Raw genomic sequence first — 1,591 nt, 5'->3', positions numbered from 1 at the left:
TGTTTTTTGACGGTGATTTATTTTAAGTCTCTGTTTTTATTTGTTTTTATTATATGTTGATTTAATGAATCTAAATGAAATCAATACTTATTACCTATTAAATAAATTGTTGCAAATTTATTACAAGCAATATAACTTGTGTCTCAGCCCAGCTGGCAATAATCATTGGTAATATTTATTTGTAAACCAGGAGCGGTTTTTTTACATTTAACTTATTACCAATTACACATAAAAACACAAGTTAAAACCTATTTGCAGGCGGTGATCTAGGCTCAAGTGAAATACTCATTTATAGCCATGTAGTAAGATTTTTTCATGTACAGGTTTGGAGAAATAAAGATAATGATTAACCAAAAATCCCTATTTATGCTTGCAGCAATGACTGCTAGCTCAAGTTTTGTACAAGCGGCAACTGTTAATAATGCTGGATTTGAAGATGGTTGGAATAACTGGAATGAAACAGAACCAGCGGCTATTTCAGGTAGTGCTTACAAGGGCTCTAAATCATTAAAAATTCAAGGTAGTCCAGGGCGTGTTTACCAGAATGTAGATGTAGATCGAAATACTCAGTACACGTTAAGTGCGTACGTACTTGGCAAGGGACAAATCGGCATTAACGATCTTAATGGTTTGTTTAAAAGTGAGAAATTTAACGTTTCTTCGTGGACAAAAGTATCTAAAACTTTCACAACAGCTAGCACTAATTCATTGCAAGTATTTGCTAAGCATGACAATAGCTCAAACGATGTTCGCTTTGACAGCTTTTCATTAACTAAGGGAAGTTCTTCTGGCGGCGGAGACACGGGTGGTGGTGATACTGGCGGTGGCGACACTGGTAGTGGTTCCGGCATAGCAAGCAATATCACCAACGGTAGTATTTTTGACCTTGAAGGTAACGATCCTCATCCATTAGTAAATAGCGACACTTTAGAGTTTGTTCCTCTAGAAGCGCGTCATATCACTCCAAACGGGAATGGCTGGCGTCATGAATATAAAGTAAAAGAAAGTGCACGTGTTGCAATGACTGAAACCTATGAGGTTTTTGAGGCAACTGTAAAAGTTGAAATGTCAGATGGTGGTAAAACGATTATTTCTCAGCACCATGCTAGCGATACGGGTACGATTTCAAAAGTATATGTTTCAGATACTGATGAATCAGGTTTTGATGATAGCGTAGCAGATAACGGGATTTTTGACGTTTATGTTCGCCTGCGTAACACCAGTGGTAAAGAAGAAAAGCATGCACTAGGTACTATTAGAAGTGGTGGTTCATTCAATCTAAAAGTAGTTAATAATTACGGTGATGTAGATGTGACTGCATTAGGTACTACCTTTGGTATTCCGGTAGAAGATGATTCAGAATCTTACTTTAAGTTTGGTAATTATTTACAATCACAAGACCCATATACACTAGATGAGTGTGGCGAGTCAGGAAACTCAGATTCATTTAAAGAGTGCTTTAAAGATTTAGGAATTACAAAAGCTAAAGTAACAATGACTGACGTTAGTTATACGCGTAAAACTAACTAATTATTTAGTAGTTTAGAAAGCCACTCAGTTTAAAGCTGAGTGGCTTTTTTAATGCTTTTTT

General features: G+C 36.3%; 1 protein-coding gene. It reads left to right on the top strand.

Features of this window, described 5'->3' with window-relative positions:
* Window positions 1-342 precede the first annotated feature (342 nt).
* Window positions 343-1,530 carry a polysaccharide lyase family 7 protein gene (locus GQR46_RS19460; RefSeq protein WP_165742187.1) on the top strand — a complete coding sequence of 396 codons (1,188 nt, stop codon included), beginning with the start codon at window positions 343-345 and terminating at the stop codon, window positions 1,528-1,530.
* The last annotated feature ends 61 nt before the right edge of the window (window positions 1,531-1,591 follow it).

It is taken from the genome of Pseudoalteromonas sp. Z1A6 (genome assembly GCF_011378745.1).
Taxonomy (GTDB): Bacteria; Pseudomonadota; Gammaproteobacteria; order Enterobacterales; family Alteromonadaceae; genus Pseudoalteromonas; species Pseudoalteromonas arctica.
The sequence above is the reverse complement of the archived record's forward strand: the minus strand, read 5'-3'. Positions and strand labels throughout refer to the sequence as shown.